21 protein-coding genes are annotated in these 20,815 nt (G+C 63.9%); 12 read left to right on the top strand and 9 right to left on the bottom strand.

All coding sequences use genetic code 11. The features are described 5' to 3' along the window. Window positions 1-3: 3 nt before the first annotated feature. Complete coding sequence (ppa, locus tag M2361_RS21175) at window positions 4-534, top strand: inorganic diphosphatase (RefSeq protein ID WP_050446009.1); 531 nt, start codon at window positions 4-6, stop codon at window positions 532-534. Here the strand turns inward: ppa and M2361_RS21170 are convergent, their stop codons facing one another. The 4 genes from M2361_RS21170 to M2361_RS21155 all read right to left on the bottom strand — a co-directional run bounded on the left by M2361_RS21170 (window position 535) and on the right by M2361_RS21155 (window position 3,857). Continuing rightward, window positions 535-1,371 carry an IclR family transcriptional regulator gene (locus M2361_RS21170; protein WP_259251658.1) on the bottom strand — a complete coding sequence of 279 codons (837 nt, stop codon included), beginning with the start codon at window positions 1,369-1,371 and terminating at the stop codon, window positions 535-537. Window positions 1,372-1,386: 15 nt separating this feature from the next. Further along, window positions 1,387-2,148: an SDR family NAD(P)-dependent oxidoreductase gene (locus tag M2361_RS21165; RefSeq protein WP_259252635.1), complete on the bottom strand. Its 762-nt coding sequence runs from the start codon at window positions 2,146-2,148 to the stop codon at window positions 1,387-1,389. After that, complete coding sequence (locus M2361_RS21160) at window positions 2,148-3,359, bottom strand: ABC transporter substrate-binding protein (protein WP_259251657.1); 1,212 nt, start codon at window positions 3,357-3,359, stop codon at window positions 2,148-2,150. The genes M2361_RS21165 and M2361_RS21160 overlap by 1 nt, the downstream gene beginning before the upstream one ends. Before the next feature lie 99 nt (window positions 3,360-3,458). Beyond that, window positions 3,459-3,857: a cupin domain-containing protein gene (locus M2361_RS21155; protein ID WP_050446001.1), complete on the bottom strand. Its 399-nt coding sequence runs from the start codon at window positions 3,855-3,857 to the stop codon at window positions 3,459-3,461. Between the two features lie 172 nt (window positions 3,858-4,029). Here M2361_RS21155 and M2361_RS21150 point away from each other — a divergent pair, with 172 nt between their 5' ends. The 7 genes from M2361_RS21150 (at window position 4,030) to M2361_RS21120 (ending at window position 9,495) form a co-directional block, all read left to right on the top strand. Further along, entirely contained in the window at window positions 4,030-4,809 is a 780-nt protein-coding gene (locus M2361_RS21150; RefSeq protein ID WP_259251656.1) for an SDR family NAD(P)-dependent oxidoreductase, read from the top strand. 10 nt (window positions 4,810-4,819) lie between these two features. After that, a complete protein-coding gene (locus M2361_RS21145) occupies window positions 4,820-5,590 on the top strand; it encodes an ABC transporter ATP-binding protein (RefSeq protein WP_050445998.1) in 771 nt (256 codons plus the stop codon). Window position 5,591: 1 nt separating this feature from the next. Then, on the top strand, window positions 5,592-6,284 hold the full coding sequence (locus tag M2361_RS21140) for an ABC transporter ATP-binding protein (RefSeq protein ID WP_050445997.1): 693 nt from the start codon (window positions 5,592-5,594) through the stop codon (window positions 6,282-6,284). Between the two features lie 13 nt (window positions 6,285-6,297). Continuing rightward, the gene (locus M2361_RS21135) at window positions 6,298-8,175 is read left to right on the top strand and encodes an ABC transporter permease (RefSeq protein WP_259251654.1); all 1,878 of its coding nucleotides are present in this window, start codon (window positions 6,298-6,300) and stop codon (window positions 8,173-8,175) included. After that, window positions 8,175-8,477 carry a Dabb family protein gene (locus tag M2361_RS21130; protein WP_259251653.1) on the top strand — a complete coding sequence of 101 codons (303 nt, stop codon included), beginning with the start codon at window positions 8,175-8,177 and terminating at the stop codon, window positions 8,475-8,477. The genes M2361_RS21135 and M2361_RS21130 overlap by 1 nt, the downstream gene beginning before the upstream one ends. A 151-nt stretch (window positions 8,478-8,628) precedes the next feature. Further along, window positions 8,629-9,324: a fumarylacetoacetate hydrolase family protein gene (locus M2361_RS21125; RefSeq protein ID WP_050445993.1), complete on the top strand. Its 696-nt coding sequence runs from the start codon at window positions 8,629-8,631 to the stop codon at window positions 9,322-9,324. A 39-nt stretch (window positions 9,325-9,363) separates the two neighbouring features. After that, window positions 9,364-9,495 (top strand): entericidin A/B family lipoprotein, encoded by a 132-nt coding sequence (locus tag M2361_RS21120; RefSeq protein WP_006218367.1) that lies wholly within the window; start codon window positions 9,364-9,366, stop codon window positions 9,493-9,495. 83 nt (window positions 9,496-9,578) lie between these two features. On the opposite strand, the gene M2361_RS21115 is transcribed toward M2361_RS21120, so the two are convergent. From M2361_RS21115 to M2361_RS21105, 3 genes are read right to left on the bottom strand one after another with little or no spacing between them, the layout of a single operon-like run. Then, window positions 9,579-11,279 carry a PhoH family protein gene (locus M2361_RS21115; RefSeq protein WP_259251652.1) on the bottom strand — a complete coding sequence of 567 codons (1,701 nt, stop codon included), beginning with the start codon at window positions 11,277-11,279 and terminating at the stop codon, window positions 9,579-9,581. Window positions 11,280-11,336: 57 nt separating this feature from the next. Then, window positions 11,337-11,801, bottom strand: coding sequence for a peroxiredoxin (locus M2361_RS21110; RefSeq protein WP_100857083.1), 465 nt, complete (start codon window positions 11,799-11,801; stop codon window positions 11,337-11,339). Continuing rightward, entirely contained in the window at window positions 11,798-12,259 is a 462-nt protein-coding gene (locus M2361_RS21105) for an Mth938-like domain-containing protein (protein ID WP_050445990.1), read from the bottom strand. Before M2361_RS21105 ends, M2361_RS21110 begins: the two co-directional genes overlap by 4 nt. Before the next feature lie 328 nt (window positions 12,260-12,587). On the opposite strand from M2361_RS21105, the gene alaC reads away from it, so the two are divergent. From alaC to M2361_RS21085, 4 genes are all read left to right on the top strand, one after another. Then, window positions 12,588-13,775, top strand: coding sequence for an alanine transaminase (gene alaC, locus M2361_RS21100; protein WP_006218372.1), 1,188 nt, complete (start codon window positions 12,588-12,590; stop codon window positions 13,773-13,775). Between the two features lie 47 nt (window positions 13,776-13,822). Further along, complete coding sequence (locus tag M2361_RS21095; RefSeq protein ID WP_046805560.1) at window positions 13,823-15,127, top strand: homoserine dehydrogenase; 1,305 nt, start codon at window positions 13,823-13,825, stop codon at window positions 15,125-15,127. Beyond that, window positions 15,124-16,533: a threonine synthase gene (gene thrC / locus M2361_RS21090; RefSeq protein ID WP_259251651.1), complete on the top strand. Its 1,410-nt coding sequence runs from the start codon at window positions 15,124-15,126 to the stop codon at window positions 16,531-16,533. The genes M2361_RS21095 and thrC overlap by 4 nt, the downstream gene beginning before the upstream one ends. 183 nt (window positions 16,534-16,716) lie before the next feature. After that, a complete protein-coding gene (locus tag M2361_RS21085) occupies window positions 16,717-16,938 on the top strand; it encodes a YgdI/YgdR family lipoprotein (protein WP_259251649.1) in 222 nt (73 codons plus the stop codon). A 73-nt stretch (window positions 16,939-17,011) separates the two neighbouring features. Here M2361_RS21085 and M2361_RS21080 read toward each other — a convergent pair whose 3' ends face one another. Continuing rightward, complete coding sequence (locus M2361_RS21080; protein WP_259251648.1) at window positions 17,012-18,031, bottom strand: class 1 fructose-bisphosphatase; 1,020 nt, start codon at window positions 18,029-18,031, stop codon at window positions 17,012-17,014. 9 nt (window positions 18,032-18,040) lie between these two features. Next, complete coding sequence (gene pepN, locus M2361_RS21075; protein WP_259251646.1) at window positions 18,041-20,746, bottom strand: aminopeptidase N; 2,706 nt, start codon at window positions 20,744-20,746, stop codon at window positions 18,041-18,043. Window positions 20,747-20,815: the final 69 nt, after the last annotated feature.

Raw genomic sequence — 20,815 nt, 5'->3', positions numbered from 1 at the left:
ATCATGAGTCTTGATCGCGTCTCCCCTGGCAAGAAGCTGCCGGAAGACTTCAACGTCATCATCGAAATCCCCATGAACGCCGACCCGGTGAAGTACGAGGTCGACAAGGACACGGGCGCGATTTTCGTTGACCGCTTCATGCTGACCGCCATGCACTACCCGTGCAACTACGGCTACATCCCGCAAACCCTGTCGGAAGACGGCGACCCCGCCGACGTGCTGGTCCTGACCCCGTTCCCCATCCAGATCGGCGCCGTCGTGCGCTGCCGCGCCATCGGCGTGCTGGAAATGGACGATGAGTCGGGCGGCGACGCCAAGCTGTTGGCCGTGCCGATCGAAAAGCTGTACCCCCCGTACCGCAATATCAAGTCGTACGAAGATCTGCCGACCGAAGACGTCGCCCGCATCCAGCACTTTTTCGAGCACTACAAAGATCTCGAAAAGGGCAAGTGGGTCAAGGTCAAGGGTTGGAAGGGCGTGGACGCCGCTCACGAAGAAATCGTGAACAGCGTCGAACGCTACAACAAGGCCTGATCAGGCTTTGGTCCGCGCCGGTGATGCACCGGCCGGAGCCCTGATGCGGCGCGGCCGCGACGGCATGATGCCGATCGCCGCCGCGCCGTTGCTTTGTGGGGCTTGCAGGTTCTGCGACACCTCGGCCGCCGCCACCTGGATGCGCGCCTGCAATACTTCCAGGCGCTGCGGTGATGTATGCGCCTGGGCGGCAATGAACACCAGGCTGCCCACCACTTTTTGCTCGGGGCTGAAGATGGCCGCGCCGATCCCCATCAGGCCACGGTCGACCTCGCCGTGCGACACGCACACGCCCGCCGTGCGCAGCCGTTTCAGGTTGGCGCGGAATGCATCCCAGTCTTCGCCCAGTCCGGCTTCGCGGATTTCGGCTGCGTGCCACAGCATCAGGTTGCGCAACTGGTAGGGCGGCAGGTTCGCCAGGATGGGCTTGGCCGTGGCGCCCCGGAACATGGGGAAGGGCCGACCGCGCGCGTAGCTCGATTCAATGGAGTTGTCGGTCCAGTAGCGGTCCACGCACATGACCTTGTCGCCGTAATAGCTGCACAGCATCAGGTTGGCGTGCAGTTCGTCGCCCGTGGCGCGCATGACGTCGCGCGCGGCGCGCATCAAGGGATCGTGCTGGCGCAGATGGCGGTCCAGTTCAATGATGCGTGAACCCAGCACGTAGGCGCCGCCCGCCGTGGGTGCCAGCAGCCCGCTTTCGGTCAGTGACTTCAAATACCGATACGCCGTGGCGCGCGAGCAATCCAGATGCGCCATGACGTCCTCCTGGAACGCGGCGGTGGTGTCGTCGCGAAAAAGGTCGAGTATGGACAGCATGCGATCGGGAGTGCTCATTGCTTCGGGACGTGCCTAGTGAATGTGGAAGCCGCCGTTGACGTCGACCACGATGCCGGTTGAATACGAGGACAGGTCCGAGGCCAGGAAGAGTATGGCTTGCGCCACTTCGGCGGGTGAGCCGAAGCGTTGCAGCGGAATGCCCTGTTTGAGTTCTTGTTCCCAATTTTCGCCGAATTTTCCCAGCGTCATGTCGGTTTCAATAATGCCCGGCGCCACGCAGTTGGCGCGCACGCCACGCGGGCCTAGTTCGCGTGCCAACGCCTTGGTGAAGCTGATGACGCCGCCCTTGGACGCCGCGTAGTGTGATCCGCCCAACAGCCCGCCGCCGCGCAAGGCGGCGGTGGACCCCAGATTGACGATGGCCGGTTGCCGCGTGCTTTCCAGCAATGCGGGCAGGGCGGCGTGTGTGACGTTGTAGGTGCCGGTCAGGTTGACGTCCACCATGCGACGAAATTCCTCTTCGGGCAAATCCCAGATGCGCGTGGCGGCGACGATGCCGGCGTTGTTGACCAGCACGTCGATGCCGCCCAAGGCCGCGTTGGCCAGTTCCATCGCGGCCTCGCACGAGACGCCGCGCGAGACATCGCAGTGCAGATTGACGCGGCGATCGCTCAGCGCGCTGGCGCCGCCTTCGGGGTAGGCATAGTCCAGCACCGCGACGGTGGCGCCTTGCGCAAGAAACAGGTCGACGACCGCCGCGCCGATGCCACGGGGGTTGGCGCCCCCCGTGACGACGGCGCGCTTGCCGGCCAAGAGCGACAGCGCGCCGTCCATCACGACTTCACCAGCGAGCAGCCGCCGTCCTTGAGCGGGCGGAACGCCTGTTCGGCCGGAATCTTGCGCACCAGCTTGTAGTAGTCCCACTCGCGCTTGGACTCCGACGGCTTCTTGACCTGGAACAGGTACAGGTCGCGCATGATGCGCCCGTCTTCGCGGATATGGCCGTTCTCGGTCATGAAGTCATTGATGGGCGTCTCGTGCATTTTCTTCAGCACGGGTTCTGATGCATCCGAGCCCGCGGCCTTGATGGCGTTCAGGTAGTGCATCGTGGCGCTGTAGTTGCTGGCCTGCACCATCGACGGCATGCGGCCCGTGCGCTTGAAGTAGCGTTCGGACCACTGGCGTGCCTTGTCGTCCTGATCCCAGTAGAAGGGTTCCACCAGGTTCAGCCCCTGCGCGTATTCCAGCCCCACGCTGCGCACGTCGACGATGCTCATGAAGAGCGCGGCCACGCGTTGCTTGCTGCCCATGATGCCGAACTCGAATGCCTGCTTGATGCTGTTGATGGTGTCGCCACTGCCGTTGGCCAGGCCGATGACCTGCGCTTTCGATGCCTGCGCCTGCAACAGGAACGACGAGAAGTCCGAGCTGGCGATGGGATGGCGCACGCTGCCCACCACTTGCCCGCCCTTGGCCTTCACCACGGCCATGGCGTCACGTTCCAGCGAATGGCCGAAAGCGTAGTCGGACGTGATGAAGAACCAGCTCTTGCCGCCGTCTTCGATCACGCCATTGGCCACGCCGGTGGCGTAGGCATAGGTGTCGTAGGTCCAGTGCATGCCATTGGGCGAACATGCCTTGCCGGTCAAGTCGGCCGAGCCCGCGCTGGTGAAGATCACCACGCGCTTCATCTGGCGGGTCAGGTCCTGCACGGCCAAAGCGATGGCCGAGTTGGGCACGTCCAGGATCAGGTCCACCTTGTCGTTTTCGTACCAGCGCCGCGCGATCGACACCCCGATGTCCACCTTGTTCTGATGGTCGGCCGAGATCACTTCGATGGGCTTGCCCAGCACCTTGCCACCGAAATCCTCAACCGCCATCTTCACGGCCTCGACGCCGAACTTGCCGGACAGGTCCGCCATCATGCCGGACTGGTCGCCCAGCACGCCGATCTTCACGACATCGTCCGATACCTGCGCCATGGCGGGCACGGACAGGGCGCCCAACACGCAGGCGGCAAGGCTGTTCTTGAAACGGGTCTTCATGGGGTGTCTCCTTGGGGGCTAGTTCTTTTGCGCGCCGCCCTGTGCCGGGCGGTCATGCGGGATATGGCAGGGTCTTGCAGGGTTGAAAAGCCGGGTGGCCTATTCCAGCGTCTGGCCGGCGTAGGCGTCGATAAACAGATTGGGCTTGAGAAAAAAGCTGAGCACCAGCGCGCCGTTGGGCGCGCGGGCCACGTGCTGGTTGCCGCGCGGACGCCAGACGTAGTCGCCCGCGCAGACCTCGCCTTCGGCGTCCACGATGGAGCCTTCCAGCACATAGGTTTGTTCGACTTCCACGTGTTCGTGCAGCGGCAGTTCGGTGCCGGGCTGCCAACGGAACAGGGCGGTGAGCAGGCCGCTTTCCTTGTCCTGCATCAGCACCTTCATGTCGATGCCTTCCACCTGCGTGGGCTTCCAGGGCAGCTCGGCCACTTTCAGAAAGCGCGATGCCAGGGGCGGCAGCGCATTGGCGGCGGGGCAGCCGGGGGTTTCGAGGGCCATGATTGTCTCCTAGCCATTACTCGTTATCGAAGATAAAGCAAAAATCTTGTTATTGAGCGTTTAAAAATAGTCGCGTATATTGAGATTGATGTCAACTTTGTTTTTGCAGCCGGAAAGCAAGGACGACACAGGCCGGACCTAGAGATTCGGTGCATACAACAAGGAGACAAGCTTGAAACACGACTATCTGGACCAGACGTTCGGTCTGGCGGGGCGCGTCGCGCTGGTGACGGGCGCGGCCCGGGGGCTGGGCTACGCCATTGCCGAAGCCCTGGGTCGAGCGGGCGCGCGGGTGGTGGTCAACGACCTGTCGCAAGCCGCCTGCGACACGGCTGTTGCCAGCCTAGCGGCGCAAGGCATCGTGGCCCATGGCGTGCCTTTCGACGTGGCGGATGCCGGCGCGGTCGCCGACGCGGTGGCTCAGATGGAGGACGCCGGCCTGGCCATTGACGTGTTGGTCAGCAACGCCGGCAATCAAAATCGCAAACCCGTGGTCGAGATGACGCCCGCCGAATGGCAGGCCTTGCAGAACGTGCACGTGAACGGCGCCTTTCATTGCGCGCGCGCCGTGCTGCCGGGCATGGGTAAGCGCGGTTTCGGCCGTATCGTGTTGATGTCTTCGGTGGCGGGGCAGGCCACCATGCCCAACATTGCGGCCTATGCCACCGCCAAGGGCGCCATCGCCGCTTTCACGCGGGCATTGGCCGTGGAATATGGCGCCAGCGGCGTGACGTGCAACGCGCTGGCGCCGGGTTTCGTGCGCACCGACTTCACGCAGGGCCTGCAAGACAATCCGCAGTTTCAATCGTTCCTGTCGGCCTCGGTGCCGGTGGGCCGTTGGGCGACGCCGGAAGATGTCGCGCCCGCCGTGGTGTATCTGGCCTCGAAGGCCGCTTCGTTCGTCAACGGGCATGTCCTGGCGATCGATGGCGGCCTGTTGGCCCGCATGTAAGAGGCCCATCATGACGACCCCAAGCACCCAAGCGGTTCTGTCCGCCCAGGGGCTGGTCAAGCGCTTTGGCGGCTTCAATGCCGTCGACGGCGTGACCCTTGCCCTGCACGAAGGCTCCATCCATGCCCTGATCGGCCCCAACGGCGCCGGCAAGACCACCTGCTTCAACCTCCTGACCAAGTTCCTGACGCCCGATGAAGGCGTCATCCACTACCGTGGCCGCGACATCACGGCGCTGGCGCCGGAACAGATCGCGCGCCTGGGCATCGTGCGGTCGTTCCAGATCTCGGCGGTGTTCCTGGGCCTGACGGTGCTTCAGAACATGCGCGTGGCGCTGATGCGCCAGCATGGCGACGGCATGCGCTTCTGGCGCAGCCGGCGCAGCGTGGACCACCTGAACGAACGCGCGATGGAACTGCTGGACGCGGTCGGCCTGGCCAACCTGGCGGACGCGACGGCGGCGCTCTTGCCCTACGGCCGCAAGCGCGCGCTTGAGATCGCGATGACGCTGGCGCTGGAGCCCGAGATCATGCTGCTGGACGAACCCATGGCCGGCCTGGGCCAGGAAGACGTGGTCCGCATCACGGCGCTGATCCGGCGCGTGTCGGCCAATCGCAGCATTCTGATGGTCGAACACAACCTGTCCGTGGTGGCGGACCTGTCCGACACCATCACCGTGCTGGCGCGCGGCGCCGTGCTGGCGCAGGGCGACTACGCGGCGGTGTCGCGCGACGAGCGCGTCATCACCGCGTACATGGGTTCGGACGAGGAGGCGCACTGACATGCTGGCAATCAAGGACCTTAACGCCTGGTACGGCGAATCGCACGTGCTGCACGGCGTGAACATCGACGTGAATCGGGGTGAACTCGTCACCATCCTGGGCCGCAACGGCGCGGGCAAGACGACCACCTTGCGCGCCATCATGGGCATCATGGACAAGCGGCGCGGCTCCATCCGGCTGAACGGCCAAGAAACCGTGGGCATGGCGCCGCACCGCATTCCGCGTCTGGGCGTGGTCTATTGCCCCGAAGAGCGCGCGGTGTTCCGCAGCCTTAGCGTCACCGAAAACCTGATGCTGCCGCCACGGCTGGCCGACGGCGGCATGTCGCTGGACGAGATCTACACGCTGTTTCCAAACCTGCGTGAACGCAGCGCCAGTTCCGGCGGCAACCTGTCGGGCGGCGAGCAGCAGATGCTGGCCATCGCGCGCATCCTGCGCACGGGCGCCCAATTGATCCTGCTGGACGAGCCCACCGAAGGCCTGGCGCCCGTCATCGTGCAACAGATCGGGCAAGCCATCCGCACGCTGAAAGCGCGCGGCTTCACCATCGTGCTGGTCGAGCAGAACTTCCGCTTTGCGACCAAGGTGGCCGACCGCCACTACGTCATGGAGCACGGCTGCGTGGTGGATCAGTTGTCGGCGGATGAGGCGCGCAGCGATCCCGCCCGGATCGCGGCGCGCCTGGGCGTCTGAAAGGAGAATCCCTGTGTTCGAAATTTTCGGTGTGCCGTCCTCGGCGCTGTTCGGCCAGCTTCTGCTTGGCCTGATCAACGGTTCTTTCTACGCCTTGCTCTCGATCGGGCTGGCGGTGATTTTCGGCCTGTTGAACATCATCAACTTCGCCCATGGCGCGCAGTACACGGCCGGGGCGTTCCTGGCCTGGATGCTGCTGAATTACCTGGGCGTGAACTACTGGGCCGCGCTGGTGCTGGTGCCGCTGATCATGGCGATGTTCGCCGTCGTGGTCGAACGCTTGCTGATTTCCCGCACCTATCGCATGGACCACTTGTATGGGCTGCTGCTGACCTTTGGCATTGCCCTGCTGATTGAAGGGGGGCTGCGCCAGGCCTATGGCGTGTCGGGCTTGCCCTACACCATCCCCAAGGCGTTGACGGGGGGCGTGAACCTGGGCTTCATGTTCCTGCCGTGGTATCGCGGCTGGGCGGTGGTGGTGTCGTTGGTGCTTTGTCTGGCGGTATGGGTGCTGATCGAGAAAACGCGCGTGGGCGCCATGCTGCGCGCCGCGACCGAGAACCCCACCATCGTGCGTTCGTTCGGCATCAACGTGCCCTTGCTGATCACGCTGACCTACGCGCTGGGCGTGGCGCTGGCCTCGGTGGCGGGCGTGATCGCGGCGCCCATCTACCAGGTGAGCCCGATGATGGGGTCGAACCTGGTCGTGGTGGTGTTCGCGGTGGTGGTGATTGGCGGCATGGGGTCCATCATGGGCGCCATCGTCAGCGGCTTCGGGCTGGGCATCATCGAAGGCCTGACCAAGGTGTTCTACCCCGAGGCCGCCAACCTGGCGATCTTCATCATCATGGTGCTGGTGCTGCTGTGCAAGCCGGCCGGGCTGTTCGGCAAGCCCTTGCAGGTGCAAAACGTGCTGGCGGCCGAAGCCACGCGCCAACCCGTGCAACTGAGCCGGCGCGCGATGCGCGTGGCGATGGCGGTGCTGGCCGTGGTGGCGTTGGCCGCGCCCTGGTTCGTCTACCCCACGTTCCTGATGAAGGTGTTGTGCTTCGCGCTGTTCGCCGCGGCATTCAATCTGCTGGTGGGCTATGTGGGCCTGCTGTCGTTCGGCCATGCGGCATTCTTTGGCGCGGCCGCGTATGCAACCGGCATCGTGATGAAGTTGCTGGGCGCCACGCCGGAACTCGGGCTCTTGGCGGGCGTGGTGACGGGCGGGCTGCTGGGGCTGGTGTTCGGCGCGATCGCCATCCGTCGCCAGGGCATCTACTTCGCGATGATCACCCTGGCGTTGTCGCAACTGGTCTACTTCATTGCGGTGCAAGCGGGCTTCACGGGTGGCGAAGACGGTTTGCAAAGCGTGCCGCGCGGCAAGCTGTTCGGCATCTTTGATCTGCAAAACGTGATGCCGATGTACTACTTCACGCTGGCCGTATTTGCCCTGGGCTATGCCTTCGTGCTGCGCGTGCTGAACTCCCCGTTCGGTGAAGTGATCCGGTCGGTGCGCGACAACGAGCAGCGGGCGCGCTCATTGGGATATTCCACGTCGCGCTACAAGTTGCTGGCGTTCACGCTGTCGGCCTCGGTGGCGGGCTTGGCGGGCGGGCTGAAGGTGCTGGTGTTCGGCGTGGCGTCGCTGACGGACGTGCACTGGCATGCCAATGGCGAGGTGGTGCTGATGGCGCTTCTGGGCGGCATCGGCACGGTGTTCGGTCCGCTGGTCGGCGCCCTGACGTTTGTGTCTCTGCAGAACTATCTGGCGCCGCTGGGGTCGTGGGTGCTGATCGTGCAGGGGGCAATCTTTGTTCTATGCGTGCTGCTGTTTCGAGACGGCATCATGGGCTTGGTGTCGCGCGCCTGGTTGGCCGCGACGGGCGCTAAAAAGGAGTCCTGATGTTCCTGCATGTGGTGATGTTGCAACTGTCGCCCGCCGCCAACGGCGATTTTCATGCCCGCGTTCAAGGCTATTGCGAGCGGATCCTGGCCGAATGCGAGGGGGTGTCGGGCTATGCGTTCCGGCCTAACCAGGCCAGCCGGGCCGATGGCCTGACGCACGCCGTGGTGGCGGCTTTCACGGACAGCGCGGCGCATGACCGCTACCAGGTGTCGCCCGCGCATCAGGAAATGAAAACTTATATGGCCGATTTCATCGAGCGCCTGGTGGTGTTCGACGGCGAAATCCCTACGTTTTCCTGAACGCAGGCCGGGCGCGCCGTGCCGCCCGGAACGGGATAAACTCGCGGATGATTTTTATTGCCGGGCGGCCCCCGGCTGAGAATGCCCCCGGTCGCCGGGGGTAAGATATTGGCCGGTTTACAGTCACGTACTTGTCATAGGTTGATCGCTCATGGACTACGTATTACCTCCCCAACCGCCCGTGGCGGTCCCCGTTGCCGGCAGCGCCGCGCTGTTCCCGGTGCGCCGCGTCTACTGCGTGGGCCGCAACTACGCCGAACACGCCAAGGAAATGGGTTTCACCGGCCGTGAAGACCCGTTCTTCTTCTGCAAGCCCGCCGACGCCGTGCGTTCGGTGGCCGACGGCGAGACGGGCAAGATGACGTACCCGCCCAAGACCTCGAACCTGCACTACGAAATGGAGTTGGTCGTGGTGCTGGGCAAGGGCGGCCGCGACATTCCGGTCGACCAAGCCAACGATTGCGTGTGGGGCTACGCGCTGGGTCTGGACATGACCCGCCGCGACCTGCAAGGCGAAATGAAAAAGCAGGGCCGTCCCTGGGAAATCGGCAAGGCCTTCGATGAGTCCGCCCCGATCGGCCCGATCCACCCGCGCAGCGTCGTCGGTACGCTGGACAAGGGCGCGATCTGGCTCGACGTGAACGGCCAGCGCAAGCAGGCGAGCGACATCTCGCAGATGCTGTGGAATATTCCGGAAAGCATTTCCTACCTGTCGGGCCTGTTTGAACTGCAACCGGGCGACATCATCTTCACCGGCACGCCCGAAGGCGTGGGCGCCGTGGTGCAAGGCGATGTGATTACCGGTGGCGTGGAAGGGCTGGGCGAACTGCGCGTGCAGATCGTCTGACGCCTTTGCTTCGATAATTTTTGTTCAGGAGTTGACAGCATGCGCGGCAAGATCGTGCTGACCGCCTTTGTCGTATTCGGATTCGTGCTCGCCGGTTGCAATACCGTGGCGGGCATGGGCCGCGATATGTCCCGGGCCGGCAATGCCATCACCAACGCGGCCGACAAGTAAGAACGTCGGCCTGGGTGTCCAGGCAAGAAAAAGCCCCTTGAAGCGATTCAAGGGGCTTTTTTTATGCGAAGGAGAACAGTGCCTTACAGCACATCCCCCGCGTAGTCGGCCAGGCGCGAGCGTTCGCCGCGTTGCAAGGTGACGTGGCCGGAATGCGGCCAGCCCTTGAAGCGGTCGACGACGAATGTCAGGCCCGAGCTGCCTTCGGTCAGGTACGGCGTATCGATCTGGGCAACGTTGCCCAGGCAGATCACCTTGGTGCCGGGGCCCGCGCGGGTCACCAGCGTCTTCATCTGCTTGGGCGTAAGGTTCTGCGCTTCGTCGATGATCAGGTACTTGTTCAGGAACGTGCGGCCGCGCATGAAGTTCAGCGACTTGACCTTGATGCGCGAACGGATCAGGTCCATGGTAGCGGCGCGCCCCCAGTCCCCGTTGCCTTCGCCTTCGCCCATATTGAGCACATCCAGGTTGTCTTCCAGCGCGCCCATCCAGGGCAACATCTTTTCTTCTTCCGTGCCGGGCAGGAAACCGATGTCTTCACCGACAGGCACCGTGACGCGCGTCATGATGATCTCGGTGTAGCGCTTGGTTTCCAGTACCTGCGTAATGCCGGCCGCCAGCGCCAGGAGCGTCTTGCCCGTGCCCGCCTGGCCCAGCAGCGACACGAAGTCGCACTCCGGGTTCATCAGCAGGTTCATGGCGAAGTTCTGCTCGCGGTTGCGCGCCGTGATGCCCCAGACGTTGTTCTTGCCGTGGGTGTAGTCGCGCAGGGTGGCCAGCACCGCCATCTTGCCGCTGACTTCGCGCACCTGCGCGTAGAGCGGCATCTGGCCTTCGAAGTAAACGAACTGGTTGACGACGAACTGCGAGCACAGCGGGCCATGGATGCGGTAGAAGGTGGTGCCGCCTTGCTGCCACGATTCCACGTCCTTGCCGTGCTTGTTCCAGAAGTCTTCGGGCAACTGCATCACGCCCGAATACATCAGGTCCGAGTCTTCCAGGACGTGATCGTTGAAGTAGTCTTCCGCCGCCATGCCCAGCGCACGCGCCTTCAGGCGCATGTTGATGTCCTTGGACACCAGCACCACTTCACGCTGCGGGAATTTTTCTTGCAAGGCGCGGACCACGCCCAGGATCTGGTTGTCGGCCTTGCCCATGGGCAAGTCGGACGGCAGCGTGCTGTGGATGGCGGTCGTCTGGAACATCAGGCGGCCGGTGGCATCCTTGTTGCCCAGCTTGGCCAGTTCCAGCCCTTCGTCCAGTTGCGTGGCGTCTTGAACCAGCGCGTCCAGCGAGCGGCTGACCTGGCGCGCATTGCGCGCCACTTCCGACATGCCTTTCTTTTGGTGGTCCAGCTCTTCCAGCGTCATCATCGGCAGGAAGATGTCGTGCTCTTCAAAGCGGAACAGCGAGCTGGGGTCGTGCAGCAGCACGTTGGTGTCCAGGACGAACAGCTTGCGCGGTTCGTTCTGGGCGCGCGGCTTGGCGCGTTTGGTCGGGCTGGATGCGGCCTTGGCCGGACGCGCCGGTGTGCTGGCGGCGGGTGCGGGGGCAGGCGGAGGCACTTGGCGAGCAGGCGCGGGAATCTGCGCCTTGCGGGCCGGCGTCGTCATGCCGTCGAGTTCAGGCTGCATGAGCAGCTCGTCGTCGTCATCGGCAAGCACGGCTTGGGCGTTGGACTGCGCAGCGGCAGTCTTGGTGGTGCGGGCCTGCGCCCGGGCGGTTTCGCCCGAGGGGAAGGTCAGGATGGCTGCGGGACGGGTGGGCAACTTCGGAAGCGGCATATGCGTCACTCTCCAGGGTGGGCCAGCTATAGCGCCTGACGGCTGTTCCTTGTACGGCTAACCGATGCTTTTTGCGGCCTGCAGGACTTCCTTGGCGTGGCCCGGGACCTTCACCCCGCGCCACTCCTGCACCAGCACGCCATAGGCGTCGATCAAAAAGGTGCTGCGCTCAATGCCTCGCACCTGCTTGCCGTACATATTCTTCTGCTTGATGACGCCGAACAGATTGCACACGGTTTCGTCGGCGTCGGAGATGAGGGGGAAAGGAAGTTCGTACTTGGCCTTGAAGTTCTCATGCGACTTCAGCGAGTCGCGCGAGATACCGATGACCACGGCGCTGGCCGCCAGGAATTCGGCGTGCAGGTCGCGGAAGTCCTGGCTTTCGGTGGTGCAGCCAGGCGTGTTGTCCTTGGGGTAGAAATACAGGATCACGGCGCGGCCCTGGCATTGGTCAAGGCTGATCGGACCAATGGTGCTTTCCGCGGTGAATGGCGGGGCGGGCTTGCCGATGCTGGGCGTCATTTCTGTGATTCTCCGTTGGGAGGGATAAGGGCGACGACCACGCGCCGGCCCTCGGCCATCAGGATGTTGTAGGTGCGAGAGGCGGCGTGCGTGTCCATGATCTCGACGCCGATTCCCATGGCCAACAGGGGACGCAACACTTCGGGACGCAGGAACTGTTGCCGGGCGCCCGTGCCCACCAGCAGCACTTCGGGCGCATTGGCCGGGCGGCTGGGGCTGGCTTCCGGTTCATCCAGGAAGGCCATCGGGTCGCGGACGGGCTCGGTCAAACCGGCCGCCTGATGCAACAGGGAAGAGGTGATGTCGGCCGGCGATGCAGCGGGCCATTCGGCAACTTCGCCTTCGGGGCCAAATGCGACCGACGAAGAAAAACGGACTTGGTTGACCTCGATGTAACCCTCACCGTAGGCGGTGACGGTGTTCAGCGCGGCCGTTGCAGGATCGGTATGCAGCTTCAATAAAAACTCCGGCTTGATGGGCTTGATGATAGCGCATCAGACTCGCCATGGGTTGCAGTGTTGGGGGCTTCGTTGCTCGACGGTATAAGCGGATTCCCTGCCTTGCAACAACGTGGTTTTTGGCGCTTGTGGGCAGTCGAAAAAAAGCCTGTCTTTTCAATGGGGAAACGGACCCGTTTTCACCCCATTTGCCGCATGGCCGTCGTTGCGCTAGATTACAGGGTTTTGCTGCGCTGCAAACGTGAGCTGGCGCGGCTTTGAGCCCTTTTCCCCTTCGCGCGACCGCGCCCTGGTTTTTTCGCCCTTTCCGCCCCTAAGGATTCCCATCATGAGGAAGTTCTCTCGCATCGAGCGTTTGCCCCCGTACGTTTTCAACATTACTGGCGAGCTCAAGATGGCGGCGCGTCGGCGGGGCGAGGACATCATCGATATGTCCATGGGTAATCCGGACGGCGCAACGCCCAAGCACATCGTCGACAAGATGGTTGAGGCCACCTCGCGCCCGACCACGCACGGCTATTCGGTGTCCAAGGGCATCCCGCGTCTGCGCAAGGCCATCTGTGACTGGTATCAGCGCCGCTACGCGGTCGAGTTCGACCCGGATTCCGAAGCCATCGTCACGATCGGCTCCAAAGAAGGCCTGGCGCACTTGATGCTGGCCACGCTGGATCGCGGCGACACGGTGCTGGTTCCCAACCCCAGCTACCCGATCCACATCTATGGCGCCGTCATTGCCGGCGCCAACATCCGCTCGGTGCGCATGACGCCCGGCGTCGATTTCTTCGAAGAACTGGAACGCGCGGTGCGCGAATCCATCCCGAAGCCCAAGATGATGGTGCTGGGCTTTCCCAGCAACCCGACCGCGCAGTGCGTGGACCTGTCGTTCTTTGAACGGGTCGTGGCGCTGGCCAAGGAACACGACATCCTGGTGGTGCATGACCTGGCCTACGCCGACATCACGTTCGACGGCTACGTGGCGCCGTCCATCATGCAAGTGCCCGGCGCGCGCGATGTGGCCGTCGAGTTCTTCACGATGAGCAAGAGCTACAACATGGCGGGCTGGCGCATCGGCTACATGGTCGGCAACCGCGAGCTGGTCAACGCGCTGGCGCGCATCAAGAGCTATCACGACTACGGTACGTTCACGCCGATCCAGGTGGCGTCCATCGCTGCCTTGGACGGCCCGCAGGATTGCGTGAGCGAGATCGTGGCCCAATACCAAAGCCGCCGCGACGTGCTCGTGCGCGGTCTGCATGAAGCAGGTTGGAATGTGGAAATTCCCAAGGCGTCCATGTATATCTGGGCGCAGATCCCCGAGCCCTACCGGGCGATGGGCTCTTTGGAATTTGCCAAGCGTGTCCTGTCGGATGCGAAAGTGGCCGTGTCCCCCGGGATCGGCTTCGGCGAGTATGGCGACGACTACGTACGCTTCGCTCTTATCGAAAACGAGCAGCGCACCCGGCAAGCGGTGCGCGGCATCAAAGATATGTTCCGCAAGGACGGATTGCTGAAATGAATACCCCTGAACGCTCACCCGTCGCGCAAGGCCCCGAGGGCGGCGCGATGCGTCCCATGAAGGTGGGCCTGCTTGGTCTTGGCGTGGTTGGCGGCGGCACGTGGACCGTGCTGTCGCGCAACGCGGAAGAGATCGCCCGCCGCGCCGGCCGCCGCATTGAAGTCACCCGCGCCGCCGTGCGCGACGTGGCCAAGGCGCGCGCTCGCGTGGGCGACTCGATTCTGGTCGATACCGATGTGCACGCGCTAGTGCGCGACCCGGAAATCGACATCGTCGTTGAATTGATCGGCGGCGACACGCTGGCGCTGGAACTGGTGATGGAAGCCATCGCCAACGGCAAGCATGTCGTCACCGCCAACAAGGCGCTGCTGGCCAAGCACGGCAACGAGATCTTCGCCGCCGCCTACGAGCGCGGCGTCATGGTCACGTTCGAAGCCGCGGTGGCCGGCGGCATCCCCATCATCAAGGCGATCCGCGAAGGCCTGACTGCCAACCGCATCCAGTGGGTGGCCGGCATCATCAACGGCACCACCAACTTCATCCTGTCCGAAATGCGCTCGCGCGGGCTGCCGTTCGCCGACGTGCTGGCCGAAGCCCAGCGCCTGGGCTACGCCGAAGCCGATCCCACCTTCGACGTGGAAGGCGTGGACGCCGCGCACAAGCTGACGCTGCTGGCCTCGCTGGCCTTTGGCGTGCCGGTCCAGTTCGACCGCGCCTACATCGAAGGCATCTCGCAACTGGCCGCCGAAGACATCGAACACGCCGAGCGCCTGGGCTACCGCATCAAGCTGCTGGGCGTGACCAAGCGTCGCCCCGACGGCATCGAGCTGCGCGTGCATCCGGCCCTGGTGCCGTCCGAGCGTTTGCTGGCCAATGTGGAAGGCGCGATGAACGCCGTGCTGGTCAAGGGCGACGCGGTCGGCCCCACGCTGTACTACGGCCAGGGCGCGGGCGAAGAGCCCACCGCATCGGCCGTGGTGGCGGACCTGGTCGACGTGACGCGCCTGCACACCGCCGACCCGGGCAACCGCGTGCCGCACCTGGCCTTCCAGCCGGATGCCATGTCGGACACGCCGATCCTGCCGATCGAACTCGTCAGCACGTCTTATTACCTGCGCCTGCGCGTGGACGACCAGCCGGGCGTGCTGGCGGACATCGCCCGCATTCTGGCCGACCGTTCCATTTCGATTGGTTCGATGATCCAGCAGCCCTCTCACATTGGCGGCGCCGACATCATCTTCCTGACGCATGAGGCCGTGGAAGGCAACATCAATCAGGCCATCGAGCGTATCGAGGCGATGCCGTTCGTGCGGTCCAAGGTCACCCGCTTGCGCGTGGAGAACCTGACATGAAATACATCTCGACCCGTGGCGGCATGGCCGCCCAACCGTTTTCCGACATCCTGCTGGAAGGCCTGGCGCCCGACGGCGGCCTGGCCGTGCCGGAACAACTGCCGCAAGTGTCCGAGCAAATGCTCGAGTCCTGGCGCGGCCTGTCGTATGCGGATCTGGCGTTCGAAGTGCTGTCGCTCTTTGCCACCGACATTCCCGCCGACGACCTGCGCCGCCTGACGCGCGCCGCCTACACGCAAGAAATCTTCAACAGCGAAGACATCGTGCCGCTGCGTCCGCTGGACGGCGGATTGACGCTGCTGGGCTTGTCGGAAGGCCCGACGCTGGCGTTCAAGGACATGGCCATGCAGTTCCTGGGCCAGGTCTTCGAATACGTGCTGGCCAAGCGCGGCACCACGCTGAACATCGTGGGCGCCACGTCCGGCGATACGGGGTCGGCCGCCGAATACGCCTTGCGCGGCAAGCAGGGCGTGGCGGTGTTCATGCTGTCGCCCCATGGCCGCATGAGCACCTTCCAGCGCGCGCAGATGTATTCGCTGCAAGACGAGAACATCCACAACATCGCGGTGCGCGGCGTGTTCGATGAAGCCCAGGACATCGTCAAGGCTTTGGCCAGCGACCTGGACTTCAAGACCAAGTACCGCCTGGGCGCGGTCAACTCCATCAACTGGGCGCGCATCGCCGCCCAGGTGGTGTATTACTTCCACGGTTGGTTGCGCGCCACCGACAAGCCGGGCCAACAGGTGTCGTTTGCCGTGCCGTCGGGCAACTTCGGCAACATCCTGTCGGGCCACATCGCGCGCAGCATGGGCTTGCCGGTGCGCCGCCTGGTGCTGGCCACGAACGAGAACAACGTGCTGGAAGAGTTCTTCCGCACGGGCGTTTACCGTCCGCGTCCGGCCGAGCAGACCTACGCCACCTCCAGCCCGTCCATGGACATCTCGCGCGCATCGAATTTCGAACGCTTCGTCTTTGATCTGGTGGGCCGAGACGCCGCCCGCGTGAAGGCCTTGTGGACCACGCTGGCGCAAGATGGCTCGTTCGACTTGTCCGACCTGAAGCCGCAGTTTGAATCGCGCTACGGTTTCGTGTCGGGCCAAAGCTCGCACGAGGCCCGCTTGGCGACCATCCGCGCGCTCTACGACGAGACCGGCGTGCTGGTCGATCCGCACACGGCGGACGGCGTGAAGGTGGCGCGCGAATTCGTCGAGCCGGGTGTGCCGATGCTGGTGCTGGAAACCGCCTTGCCGGCGAAGTTTTCCGAGACCATAGAAGAAGCCCTGGGCCGTCCGGCAACGCCGCCGGGCAACCTGGCCAATCTGGAATCGCTGCCGCAGCGCGTGGAAATCATGGATTGCACGCTGGCTGATGTGCGCCGCTTCATCGAGGCCAACGCGAAGGTCTGAACCTGTAACCGCTTGCGGTTTATGTAAGTGCAAAAACCCCTTGCCGGTTCATCCGCAAGGGGTTTTTTATAATGTGGGACGCGGGTATTACGTTCTTTCGCAATTTGGCCACAACCCGACACCTTATTGGGGCCAGGTTCCCGATACAGTGAATTCACCTATTCACACTTGGAGAACACGCCCATGAACCTGAAGACCATGACGTTGGCCCTGGTGGTGACCGGAGTTGGGGTACTGGCCGGATGCTCGTCGCCCTCGGTCATTCAGCAACGGGACGGGAGCTCGACCGTGACGCCCGATACGCCGTCTTACGATGAAGATGCCGGCATGTATGAGTACGACAAGGACGGCAAGAAAGTCAAAGTCAACAAGGACGATGTGAAGTCCATCGAAGAGGTCAAGTGACCGCCGTTGCGCCAGAGCCGCAATGAAAAAAGCCCCTTGAGCAATCAAGGGGCTTTTGCTTTTCAGCGCGGCATTACTTCGCCGCTTCCTCGGCGTGGTAGCGGCCCACGCGCTCGACTTCGTTCTTCGAGCCCAGGATCACGCTGACGCGCTGGTGGAGTTTGTCGGGCTGGATGTCCATGATGCGCTGGACGCCGTTGATCGACGCGCCGCCGGCCTGTTCGACCAGGAAGCTCATCGGGTTGGCCTCATACATCAGGCGCAGCTTGCCGGCCTTGCCGGGTTCGCGGGCGTCCCAGGGGTACATGAAGATGCCGCCGCGGGTCAGGATGCGATGCACGTCGGCCACCATCGAGGCGATCCAGCGCATGTTGTAGTCCTTGCCCAGGGGGCCGGTCGAGCCGGCCAGGCAATCGTCGATGTAGCGCTTCACGGGCGGAGCCCAGTGACGCATGTTCGACATGTTGATGGCGAATTCCTTGGTGTCTTCGGGCACGCGGATGTTCTCGTGCGTCAGTACCCAGGAACCCATCTCGCGGTCCAGCGTGAAGCCCACCACGCCATTGCCGATGGTCAGCACCAGCATGGTCTGCGGGCCGTACACGGCATAGCCGGCCACAACCTGCTTGTTGCCCGGTTGCAGGAAGTCGTCTTCGCAGACCGGCGCGCCGGACACGTTGTGCGGTGCCTGCAGCACCGAGAAGATGGTGCCGATGGAGACGTTCACGTCGATGTTGGACGAGCCGTCCAGGGGATCGAACAACAGCAGGTATTCGCCCTTGGGGTAGCGGTTCGGAATCAAATGGATGGTTTCCATTTCTTCCGACGCCATGGCCGCCAGGTGGCCGCCCCATTCGTTGGCTTCGAGCAGGATCTCGTTGGACAGCACGTCCAGCTTCTTCTGCACTTCGCCTTGGACGTTTTCGCTTTCCAGGCTGCCCAGGACGCCGCCCAAGGCGCCCTTGCTGACCGCATGGCTGATGGCCTTGCAGGCCCGCGCGACCACTTCGATCAGCAGTCGCACTTCCGGCGCCAGGGCTTGGGCGGAGCGTTGTTGCTCCACCAAGTATTGAGTGAGTGTTTTACGTTTCAAGAGGGTCTCCTATGCTGCGAATTCTAAAGCCTTGGATACGATTTCCTGCACGTTGCGCGACAGCCCCTCGTGGGCGCGCACCTGTTGCAAGGCGGCCTGCATGGGCGCGCGCAGGGCTGGCACGAAGCGCGACCAGTTGTCCAGCGCGCGCGCCAGCCGGGCCGCGATTTCGGGGTTCAATGCGTCCAGCGCCAACACCTGCTCGGCCCAGAATGCGTAGCCCGAGCCGTCCGGGTGGTGCATGCCGCGCGCGTTGTTCAGGCAGAACTGGAAAATCAGCGCGCGGGCGCGGTTGGGGTTGCGCAGCGTGAAGGCGGGGTGCGTCATGAGCTCGCGCGCGGTGTGTACCGTGGTCGAGCGCGCGGCGGCCTGCAAGGCGAACCACTTGTCGACCACCAGCGGGTTGTCGCGCCACTTGTCGTAGAACGCCGCCAGCGCTTCCTGCGGGAAGTCGCCCTGGCCGTAGTTGATCAGGGCGGACAGCGCGGCCATGCTGTCGGTCATGTTGCCGGCGCGTTCGTACTGCTGTTCGGCCAGGCGCTGGGCGTCGTGCTCGCCCGCGGCCAGCAGATGGCTCAGCGCCAGGTTCTTCAGCGCGCGCATGCCGGCGGGCACCGGCGCGGGGCTGTATTCGCCCGGCGTCTGGTTCTGTTCGAAAGCCAGGCTGAACTCGGCGGCCAGTTGGCGGCCCAGTTCAGCGCGCAGGAAGTCGCGGGCCACGGCCAGTGCGGGCGGGTCCACGGCGTGCATGCGCTCGGCCAGCGTCTTCTCGGACGGGAGCGCCAGCGCGCGGGCGCGGTAGGCGGCGTCGATAGCCGGGTCGGTCAGCAGCGCGCGCCAGGCGTTGATGAAGGCGGCGTCGGCATGCAGGGTGCGACCCGCCTGGCGGGCTTCGGCCAAGGCCAGGATCTGGCGCGTGGCCAGTTCCTGGCCGGCTTCCCAGCGGGCGAAGGGGTTGGTGTCGTGCGCGGACAGCAGCGCCAGTTCTTCGTCGGTCCAGTCATAGTCGACGATGACGGGGGCCGAGAAATCGCGCAGCAACGACGGCACGGGGCGCTCGCCGATGTCTTCGAACACCCATTGCTGGCTGGGCGTGGTCAGCTCCAGCAGCGCGGTTTCCTGGACGGCGCCGTCGTGGCGCAGGGGCAGGGCGCGGCCGTCCTGGTCCAGCAGGCCGATCGCAAACGGGATGTGGTACGGCGCCTTGACGTAATCGGCGCCGGCTTTTCTCTCGACGCCCACCGGCAGGCATTCCTGGGTCAAGGTGACCGTGCAGCGGCGCGTGGCGGCATCATGTTCAAGCTTGACGGCCACTCGCGGCGTGCCGGCTTGGCGATACCAGCGGCGGAAGACGGACAAGTCGCGGCCGGGGTGTTGGCGGACGTAGACCGATTCCATGGCGTCGACGAAGTCGTCGCAGGTGACGGCTTGGCCGTCGTGGCGGCGGAAGTATTCGTCCATGCCGGCGCGGAAACCTTCTTCGCCCAGCAGCGTGTGCTGCATGCGGATGACTTCGGCGCCTTTTTCATACACGGTTGCCGTGTAGAAGTTGCCGATTTCCTGGTAGCTCTCGGGGCGGATGGGGTGGGCCATGGGGCCGGCGTCTTCGGGGAACTGGGCGGCGCGCAGCGCCACCACGTCATCGATACGCTTGACCGCGCGCGCGCTGGCCGCCGCGGCGTCATCCATGTCGTGCGCCATCATGTCGGCGCTGAATTCCTGGTCGCGGAAAACCGTCAGGCCTTCCTTCAGGCTCAATTGGAACCAGTCGCGGCAGGTGACGCGGTTGCCGGTCCAGTTGTGAAAGTATTCATGGCCGATCACGGATTCGATGCCTTCGTAATTGGCATCCGTGGCGCTGTCGGCGTCGGCCAGCACATAGGCGGCGTTGAAGATGTTCAAGCCCTTGTTTTCCATCGCGCCCATATTGAAGTCATGGACGGCGACGATCATGAAGCGGTCCAGATCCAGTTCCAGGCCGAAGCGGGTTTCATCCCAGCGCAGGGCGCGGACCAGCGAATCCAGCGCCCATTCGGTCTTGGTTTCGGAACCCGGGTCGCTATAGACCTGAAGCAGCACGTCGCGGCCGCTGGCCGTCTTGACGGTGGTTTCACGGTGCGTCAGGTTGCCGGCCACCAACGCGAACAGATAGCAGGGCTTGGGGAACGGGTCTTCCCATTCCACTTCGTTGCGGCCATCGGGTAACTGGCGCGAGGCCATGAGGTTGCCGTTGGACAGCAACACCGGGTATTGCGGCTGGGCGCGCAGCGTGACGCGATACCGTGACATCACGTCAGGACGGTCGGCAAACCACGTAATGCGGCGAAAACCCTCGGCTTCGCATTGCGTGAAGAAATTGCCGCCGGATACGTACAGGCCCATCAGCGTGGAATTGGCGGACGGCTTGCAGCGGCTGATGATCTCGACGGTGGCGTCGGCCGGCAGCCCGTAAATGGCCAGATTCTGCTCGGACAGGTGATAGCTGTCTGTCGTGAGCGCAGCCCCATTGACGCCTACCGACACGAGTTCCAGGTCTTCTCCATCCAGGATCAAGGCCGCGTCGGCGCTGGCGCCGGGCTTGCGTTGCACGTGCATCGTGCAGCGCACCTCGGTGGCGTCAGGCGCCAGATCGAAGGCCAAAGCGACTTCGGGAATGTCGTAGGGGTAGGGCTGGTAATCCTTGCGATAAACGGTAATGGGCGTGTCGGTGCGCATGGAGTTGCAGTCCTGGTTGAACGAGGGGTCTATTGTAGTAGGTGGGCGCGATGCGTCGTCTGGGGCTTG

This window comes from Achromobacter sp. JUb104, assembly GCF_024806975.1.
Classification (GTDB): Bacteria; Pseudomonadota; Gammaproteobacteria; order Burkholderiales; family Burkholderiaceae_B; genus Achromobacter; species Achromobacter spanius.
Note: the sequence above shows the minus strand (reverse complement) of the source record. Positions and strands in the feature narration are given on the sequence as shown.

Coding starts and splice junctions, on each gene's coding strand:
- ppa (WP_050446009.1), top strand. CDS start 4: ATGAGTCTTGATCGCGTCTCCCCTGGCAAGAAGCTGCCGGAAGACTTC.
- M2361_RS21170 (WP_259251658.1), bottom strand. CDS start 1,371: ATGAGCACTCCCGATCGCATGCTGTCCATACTCGACCTTTTTCGCGAC.
- M2361_RS21165 (WP_259252635.1), bottom strand. CDS start 2,148: ATGGACGGCGCGCTGTCGCTCTTGGCCGGCAAGCGCGCCGTCGTCACG.
- M2361_RS21160 (WP_259251657.1), bottom strand. CDS start 3,359: ATGAAGACCCGTTTCAAGAACAGCCTTGCCGCCTGCGTGTTGGGCGCC.
- M2361_RS21155 (WP_050446001.1), bottom strand. CDS start 3,857: ATGGCCCTCGAAACCCCCGGCTGCCCCGCCGCCAATGCGCTGCCGCCC.
- M2361_RS21145 (WP_050445998.1), top strand. CDS start 4,820: ATGACGACCCCAAGCACCCAAGCGGTTCTGTCCGCCCAGGGGCTGGTC.
- M2361_RS21140 (WP_050445997.1), top strand. CDS start 5,592: ATGCTGGCAATCAAGGACCTTAACGCCTGGTACGGCGAATCGCACGTG.
- M2361_RS21130 (WP_259251653.1), top strand. CDS start 8,175: ATGTTCCTGCATGTGGTGATGTTGCAACTGTCGCCCGCCGCCAACGGC.
- M2361_RS21125 (WP_050445993.1), top strand. CDS start 8,629: ATGGACTACGTATTACCTCCCCAACCGCCCGTGGCGGTCCCCGTTGCC.
- M2361_RS21120 (WP_006218367.1), top strand. CDS start 9,364: ATGCGCGGCAAGATCGTGCTGACCGCCTTTGTCGTATTCGGATTCGTG.
- M2361_RS21115 (WP_259251652.1), bottom strand. CDS start 11,279: ATGCCGCTTCCGAAGTTGCCCACCCGTCCCGCAGCCATCCTGACCTTC.
- M2361_RS21110 (WP_100857083.1), bottom strand. CDS start 11,801: ATGACGCCCAGCATCGGCAAGCCCGCCCCGCCATTCACCGCGGAAAGC.
- alaC (WP_006218372.1), top strand. CDS start 12,588: ATGAGGAAGTTCTCTCGCATCGAGCGTTTGCCCCCGTACGTTTTCAAC.
- M2361_RS21095 (WP_046805560.1), top strand. CDS start 13,823: ATGCGTCCCATGAAGGTGGGCCTGCTTGGTCTTGGCGTGGTTGGCGGC.
- thrC (WP_259251651.1), top strand. CDS start 15,124: ATGAAATACATCTCGACCCGTGGCGGCATGGCCGCCCAACCGTTTTCC.
- M2361_RS21085 (WP_259251649.1), top strand. CDS start 16,717: ATGAACCTGAAGACCATGACGTTGGCCCTGGTGGTGACCGGAGTTGGG.
- pepN (WP_259251646.1), bottom strand. CDS start 20,746: ATGCGCACCGACACGCCCATTACCGTTTATCGCAAGGATTACCAGCCC.